Below are 7684 nucleotides of genomic sequence, written 5' to 3'. Positions count from 1 at the left end.
TGATAAAACCTATATACAAACAGACTTTCAACCCAGTCCCCAGTAAAGAGTCCCCAGTCCCCTGCTATATCAAGAAGTCTATTGTGATTTGGAAGTAGGCGGGTGAACTGACTCCACTGAAGAAGCACCGAAACGATAGCCTTTGCCGTAGACTGTGTGAATTAGCGCAGTTTCTCTACCTACTTCAATCTTACGGCGCAACAGGCGAATTAATGCCGCGATCGCATTACTACTGGGTTGTTCTTCCTCTTGCCACAAATTTTGCATAATCTGGGCATGAGTCATTAGTTGTCCAGTGTGTTCCATAAAGTATTGCAACAACTGGCTTTCTTTCTGCGATAGCTCAATTATTCGTCCTTGACGGTCGGCTACTTGATTTTCACAATCGAGTTCTAAATCAGCTACAATCAGCCGTCCGGTGGGGGTTTCATAGGTTTGGGAACCGGAACGACGCAACAAAGCCCGGACTCTGGCTAATAACTCTCGCAGTTCAAAAGGTTTAACTAAATAGTCGTCTGCACCAGCATCTAAACCTTGTACGCGGTCATCTAGAGTATCTTTGGCTGTGAGAAACAGCACAGGAGTGGTTTTGCCTTGGCGTCGCAATTCCTGACAAATCTCTAACCCCGTTTTTCCTGGCAGCATCCAATCTAAAATTAGTAGGTCATAACTGCCTGCTTGTGCATATTCGCTGCCACTTGTCCCATCGTAAGCGGCATCCACAATGTAGCCCTCACGAGTTAATAAGCGACTCAAGGGTTCAGTTAGCTCAACTTCATCATCAACTAATAAAATTCTCATGCTGCTTGTGGTAAGCATATAGAGATATTCTCAATATTATTCAACTGCTGGAACGCCAAGGATACTAAAAAAAGAATGCTGACTGTTGCATTGCCAAAAGGGGAACTCCTTAAAAATAGCATCCGCTTGCTACAATCTGTGGGCTTAGACTTTAGTGCTTTTTTAGATTCAGGAAATCGCCAACTTCAAATTCCTGACACTAAGGGACTTGCGAAAGCTTTGCTGGTGCGGGCGCACGATGTCCCCGTTTATGTGGAATATGGTCAGGCACAACTAGGTATTGTTGGTTACGATGTCCTGCGCGAGAAGCAGCCGCAAGTTGCCCATTTGGTGGATTTGCAGTTTGGGCATTGTCGGATGTCGGTGGCGGTAAAAGCATCTAGTTCTTACCGATCGCCTTTAGATTTACTACCGCATGGTAGAGTTGCTTCTAAGTATGTGAATTGCGCTCGTGAATATTTCCACAGTCTAGATTTACCTGTGGAAATAGTTCCGTTGTATGGTTCAGTGGAACTAGGCCCAATTACTGGAATGTCAGAAGCGATAGTGGATTTGGTTTCCACAGGGCGGACTTTGCGCGAAAATGGTTTGATTGAAATTGCTACTCTGTATGAAAGCACAGCGCGGTTGATTGTCCATCCTCTGAGTTACCGTCTGAACACAGGTAATCTAAGTGATGTGATTGCCAAGCTGCGAGAAGCTGTTTTAGTAGGGGTTTAACAGTTATCAGTTTCAGGGTAACGCTCTACGGTAGAAATTAAATATGCGTTATCCAGAACCCTTATAGAGACGTAGCAGTGCTATGTCTCTACATTCTTTTTCACGCCTATGTCTAATAGCTGAATCTTGATCATGCACACTAAATTTGTTTACACTAAAGAACGTGGATTAAATAAAATGCAAAACTTTATCTTGTCTCTAGCCTCCCTCTCCTTTAGAAGGAGAGGGATTGAGGGTGAGGTAAGCCAGGGACATAAATTGTATGTTATTTAATTCTTATTCCTAAAGATTAATGCGATGTCTACGACGGGCTACGCCTACGCAATAACTTTGCAGCGTAGACAGGCAGTGGCTGACTCTAGGCATCACTTTTAAGGGACTGACAAATAAAAAATACTCAACTATTTCTTGTGGGGTGGGCGACACGAGGGCCCGTAGCCAAAGGTGCTCATGTTGCCATTGGTGTCAACTTAAGCCAAAACCCTTTTACAAACCTCGTTTCCAGCCAGAGGCTGGAAATGCACCTCATTGGGCTGCTGCCGCAAGTCTTGAGGCGGCAGCCCTCACATCGGCATTCTCAGCCTCTGGCTGGGAACGAGACAATCTCTAAAAGCTTGCTCTAGATGAGCTTTCACCTTAAGTTGACACTAATGGCTTTTCGGCCCACCCCACAAGTAGTAGTCATTTATTTGTTGTCAGTCCCTAATGTGGATGTAGTATTTTTAACAGACTTCCCTGAACAGCCAAAGGCGGGGAAAGGACTCACAATTGTTAAAAAAAGTTAAGCTATTCTTGAGATAGCCACGCTGCTGACTGAATATTACATTTAGATTTATTAATAAAAGTTAATGAAAGCTGGACATATTGATACAGAAATGGCGAGGCTAGAAGCCCTCCGCCAGTATCAAATTCTTGACACTGAACCCGAAGAAGCCTACGACAATCTTGCTCAGTTAGCGGCATATATTTGTGGCACTCCCATATCTTTGATAAATTTCATTGATGAAAACCGTCAATGGTTTAAGGCAAAAGTTGGTTTAGATGTATCAGAAATGCCCCGGAGTGTTGGGTTATCTTACCTTTGCCAAGAGCGGCGTAATGTTGTAGTGGTTCCAGATACCCTAGCTGATGAAAAGTTGGCAAATAATCCGGTAGTAATTGGCTATCCATATATACGGTTTTATGCAGGTGTACCCTTAATTACTCCGAAGGGAGATATGCTGGGAACTCTGTGTGTAATTGACCAAGTTCCACGGCAATTGAGCCAAAAACAAGTGGAGGCGTTGATAGCTCTGAGTCGCTTGGTAATCGACCAACTAGAACTCAGGCGTTATGTAGCTGAGGTATCTCAAATTACCGAGAAACTAAATTTTCCAGACATTACTGAACGGCGGCAAACAGCACAAGCACTGAGGGAAAGTGAAGAACGTTGGCAATTAGCATTACATAGTAATAATGATGGCATTTGGGACTGGAACCTTAAGACTAATGAAGTGTTCTTCTCAACTCAGTGGAAGGAAATGCTCGGCTATAAAGACCACGAAGTTTCCAACGGTTGGGATGAATGGACACAACGAATCCATCCCAATGAGCGAGATTGCGTACTTCAAGCCTTCCAAGACCACTTTGCCAAGAAAACACCGTTTTACGTCTGTGAATATCGAGTCCAATGCCAAGACGGCAGCTATAAATGGATTCTAGATCGAGGACAGGGACTTTGGGACGCATTGGGTGATATAGTGCGGATGGTAGGTTCTTATACTGATATCACAGATCGCAAGCGGGTAGAAGAAGAATTAAAGCGGCAGAATCTGCGATCGCAATTATTTGCCGAAATCACTTTAAAAATTCGAGAATCTTTACAAATAGACAAAATTCTCGAAAACACAGTGACTGAGGTACAAAAATTACTACAAGCTGACCGAGTTTTGATTTTTCAACTGTGGCCTGATGGTTCGGGAACAGTGGTGCAAGAGGCGGTGCTACCTGGTTGGCCGGTAATTCTAGGAAAAAATATGCTCGACACCTGCTTTCAAGAACACTACCTAGAAAGATATCGCCTGGGAAGAGTTAGTGCCATTGAAGACATTGAATCTGCTGATATTCACCCCTGCCATCGCGAATTTCTTGGGGAGTTTGGTGTCAGAGCTAACCTCGTAGTACCGATTCTCGTCAGGGATGGCATTTGGGGCTTGTTAGTGGCTAATCAGTGTGCCGCACCTCGACAGTGGAATAACTTTGAGACGGAGTTGTTACAGCAACTAGGTAATCAAATTGCGATTGCTTTATCTCAAGCGCAACTATTAGAAAAAGAAACCCAGCAAAGTCAGGAACTCGCTCGTTCTAATGCAGAATTGGAACAGTTTGCCTATGTCGCTTCCCATGACTTGCAAGAGCCGTTGCGGATGGTAACTAGTTATTTACAACTATTAGAGCGAAGATACAAAAATCAACTAGATGCGAATGCCGATCAGTTTATCACCTACGCAGTAGATGGGGCCGGCCGAATGCAGACCCTAATCAATGATTTGTTGAACTATTCCCGCGTCAGCAGCCGTGGTCAGCCCTTTATGCTAGTTGATTGTAGTGTTGTTTTAGAACAGGCGATCGCTAATCTTCAAATTGCGATCGCAGATAGTAGGGCAATTGTCACTCATAATCCTCTACCGGAAGTGATGGCTGATACTACCCAACTGATACAAGTATTTCAAAATCTGATCGCCAACGCGATCAAATTTTGCCGTCATCAGCAGCCACGAATTCACATCGGGGTAGCAAGGGCAGATGTAAATTTAGATGCAGAAAGTTTAAATGTTATCCCGTCGGTAGATGAATGGTTGTTCTGGGTGCGCGATAATGGTATTGGTTTGGAATCTGAGTATGCTGAACGTATATTTATAATATTTCAACGCTTGCACCGTAGAGACAAGTATCCAGGTACGGGAATTGGTCTGGCAATTTGTAAGAAAATTATAGAACGCCACGGCGGCCGGATCTGGGTTGAGTCAAAACCCGGTCAAGGCTCAACTTTCTACTTCACAATTCCAGATAGAGCAGTTCAGGAGGCAGGAGGTCGTTCGCGCAGCGTGTCGTAGACAAGGCAGGAGGCAGGAGGAACCCACCCTTACTCATAGTGGGATTGATCTTAGACGCTTTATACTTCGCGCTGCGCGTCTGGTGTATAATTCTTTCTTTAAACGTGGCTCTAAACCCACGGACAGACGCGATTAATCGCGTCTCTCCTAACCTCCAGCAAGAACTGCCTCCTAACTCCTGCCTTTTTGTAAGCAATGGTGGGAACCATAACAGCAATTATGCCTATTGAGGTTTTGTTGGTAGAGGATAATCCTGGCGATGCCCAACTCACGCGCATCGCCCTGGAAGATAGCAAATTCTCGATTCACTTAAATGTGGTCGAAGATGGTGTAGAGGCAATGGCATTCTTGCGAAAAGAAGAAAAATATGCTAAAGTAGCCCAGCCACATATTGTGCTACTCGATTTGAACCTGCCTAGAAAAGATGGGCGGGAGGTATTAGCAGAAATTAAAGGAGATGAAAACCTCAAACGAATTCCTGTAGTAATTTTGACGACTTCCCAATCTGAAGAAGATATTCTCAAAGCTTATAACCTTTATGCCAACTGTTATATAACTAAGCCAGTAGATTTCGATCAATTCGTTAAAGTTGTACAATCAATAGAAAATTTTTGGTTTGCGATCGTAAAACTGCCACCGGAGTAGTGGAAATGGCAGGTAAAAATATTAAAGTCTTGTTAGTAGAAGATAACCCTGGTGATATTTTTTTATTACAGGAGTTTTTAAAGGAAGTTACCACAGTTGTAGTTGATTTGATGCCCGTTGAGCGGCTTTCGGAAGCAATCAATTACCTAGAAAAGGAAATTTTTGATGTAATTCTGTTAGACCTCTCGCTACCAGATAGCCAGGGACTAGAAACCTTTGTCATTGCTCACCATCAGGCAAAAGCCACTCCGATAATTGTGCTGACGGGTATAGACGATGAAACCCTGGCAATTAGGGCAATGCAGCAAGGAGCGCAGGATTATTTGGTAAAAGGGCAAGTAACTGGCGACTTGCTAGTGCGCTCAATGCGTTATGCGATCGAACGTCAACGGGCAGACGACGCACTGCGCCATAGTGAGGAGCGATTTCGGGTTGCCCTCAAAAACTCTCCCATCTTTGTCTACAACCAAGATAGAGAGTTACGCTACACCTGGGTTTACAATCCCTCCTATGGATTAACGGTTGAGGAAATCTTGGGTAAACAAGACTTGGATATCATTCCAGTTGAAGATGCTCAACGTCTGATCACAATTAAACATGGGGTGCTAACCACTGGCATCGGAACGCGAGAGGAAGTATCAATTACAATCAAAGATACAACTCGATATTACGATTTAACTGTCGAGCCATTGCGGAATGAGTCGCAAGAAGTTGTCGGGGTAACTTGCGCCAGTATCGATATTAGCGAACGACAAGCCGCACTGCGCGAACAGCAAGCGGCGCTACGCGATCGCAAATTGGCAGAAGAAAAAATCCGCGAACAAGCAGCATTACTTGATGTCACCACAGATGCCATTTGCGTGCGAGATTTAAACAATCAAATTATCTTCTGGAACAAAGGCGCAGAAACACTTTACGGCTGGCAAGCTACAGAGGCTTGGGGCAAAAATGCTAGTGAGCTTTTGTATGACGAACCTTCACCAGAAATCGAAGCAGCTTTGTTGCAAGTTATTAGTAAAGGTAAGTGGCAGGGCGAGTTAACTAAACTTACCAAAACTGACAAAGAAATCCTGGTTGCTAGTCGCTGGAGTCTGGTGTGCGATGAACAAGGGAAACCCAAATCAATTCTCACCGTTGACACAGATATTACCGAGAAAAAACATTTAGAAGCCCAATTGTTTCGCGCTCAACGCCTGGAAAGTATTGGCACTCTTGCTAGTGGCATTGCTCACGATCTCAACAATATCCTGACACCGATTCTGGCAGGAGCGCAACTGTTACCACTCAAATTTCCTGATGCAGATAAGCGCACCCGCCATCTACTAGAGATTTTGGAAATCAACGCTAAACGCGGCGCTGATTTAGTCAAACAAGTACTGTCCTTTGCGCGGGGTGTGGAAGGGAAGCGGATCACTTTGCAGATCAAGCATTTGATTGTGGAAGTTGCCAAGATTCTGAAAGAGACATTTCCCAAATCCATAGAAATCAGCACTGATTTCCCGCAAGATTTGTGGATGGTTTCTGGAGATAGCACCCAACTGCATCAAGTGCTGATGAACCTCTGCGTTAACGCCCGCGATGCTATGGCCAATGGCGGTAGTTTGAGTATCTCTGTTGAAAATCTGTTGATTGACGAAAATTATGCCCGGATGAACCTGGAAGCCAAAGAGGGGGCTTACACAGTGATTACTGTCTCCGATACTGGAGTTGGGATTCCTAGAGAAATCTTAGATAGAATTTTCGAGCCATTTTTTACCACAAAAGATGTCGGACAAGGTACAGGGTTAGGACTTTCCACCGTCCTGGGGATCATTAAAAGTCACGGAGGTTTTGTGAATGTGTATAGCGAACTGGGAAGTGGCACCAGCTTTAAAGTTTACTTGCCAGCAGTGGGGGGAATGGAAACATTCAGCCCAGAAAATTTGCCACCACAGATAGGACATGGAGAATTGATTTTGGTTGTGGATGATGAAGTTGCCATTCAAGAGATTACCAGAACATCACTAGAAACTCACAACTACAAAACCCTAATTGCCAGTGATGGCATTGAGGCGATCGCGCTATACGCTCAAAATATGGACAAAATTAGTGTTGTACTAATGGATATTATGCTGCCCTCGCTGGATGGTTTAACTGCCATCCGTACCCTGCAAAAAATCAACCCCCAAGTCAAAATTATTGCCAGCAGTGGACTTATGTCTGACAATAAGCTCAGTGCAGTATCTGCTATTGGTGTCAATACGTTTTTGTCAAAGCCCTATACTGTGAACGAATTATTGCTTTCTTTACAGAAAATCCTATCTTCAGAAATGCTGAGTGCTGAGTAACCCCATACATAAATTACAGCGACCTAGAAGATGTGATATCATGTCCGCTTGATTACTTATTAAACCCTAAGAACCCCACCCCGCCAAAGCTATGCT

5 protein-coding genes are annotated in these 7684 nt (G+C 44.1%); 4 read left to right on the top strand and 1 reads right to left on the bottom strand.

All coding sequences use genetic code 11. The annotated features are described in order from the left end of the window. Nucleotides 1-78: 78 nt before the first annotated feature. Complete coding sequence (rppA, locus tag HWQ41_RS29240; protein ID WP_292770831.1) at nt 79-801, bottom strand: two-component system response regulator RppA; 723 nt, start codon at nt 799-801, stop codon at nt 79-81. A gap of 75 nt (nt 802-876) precedes the next feature. On the opposite strand from rppA, the gene hisG reads away from it, so the two are divergent. The 4 genes from hisG to HWQ41_RS29220 all read left to right on the top strand — a co-directional run bounded on the left by hisG (nt 877) and on the right by HWQ41_RS29220 (nt 7588). Continuing rightward, nucleotides 877-1521 (top strand): ATP phosphoribosyltransferase, encoded by a 645-nt coding sequence (gene hisG, locus HWQ41_RS29235; RefSeq protein ID WP_292770826.1) that lies wholly within the window; start codon nt 877-879, stop codon nt 1519-1521. Between the two features lie 848 nt (nt 1522-2369). Continuing rightward, on the top strand, nt 2370-4616 hold the full coding sequence (locus tag HWQ41_RS29230; protein ID WP_292770824.1) for a GAF domain-containing protein: 2247 nt from the start codon (nt 2370-2372) through the stop codon (nt 4614-4616). Between the two features lie 198 nt (nt 4617-4814). Beyond that, nucleotides 4815-5261 (top strand): response regulator, encoded by a 447-nt coding sequence (locus HWQ41_RS29225; RefSeq protein WP_292770829.1) that lies wholly within the window; start codon nt 4815-4817, stop codon nt 5259-5261. A gap of 5 nt (nt 5262-5266) precedes the next feature. Next, nucleotides 5267-7588: a response regulator gene (locus tag HWQ41_RS29220; RefSeq protein WP_292770828.1), complete on the top strand. Its 2322-nt coding sequence runs from the start codon at nt 5267-5269 to the stop codon at nt 7586-7588. The last annotated feature ends 96 nt before the right edge of the window (nt 7589-7684 follow it).

The organism is Nostoc sp. NOS(2021) (genome assembly GCF_017115025.1).
In the GTDB taxonomy this organism is placed as follows: Bacteria; Cyanobacteriota; Cyanobacteriia; order Cyanobacteriales; family Nostocaceae; genus Nostoc.
The sequence above is the reverse complement of the archived record's forward strand: the minus strand, read 5'-3'. Positions and strand labels throughout refer to the sequence as shown.

Coding starts and splice junctions, on each gene's coding strand:
- HWQ41_RS29220 (WP_292770828.1), top strand. CDS start 5,267: ATGGCAGGTAAAAATATTAAAGTCTTGTTAGTAGAAGATAACCCTGGT.
- rppA (WP_292770831.1), bottom strand. CDS start 801: ATGAGAATTTTATTAGTTGATGATGAAGTTGAGCTAACTGAACCCTTG.
- hisG (WP_292770826.1), top strand. CDS start 877: ATGCTGACTGTTGCATTGCCAAAAGGGGAACTCCTTAAAAATAGCATC.
- HWQ41_RS29230 (WP_292770824.1), top strand. CDS start 2,370: ATGAAAGCTGGACATATTGATACAGAAATGGCGAGGCTAGAAGCCCTC.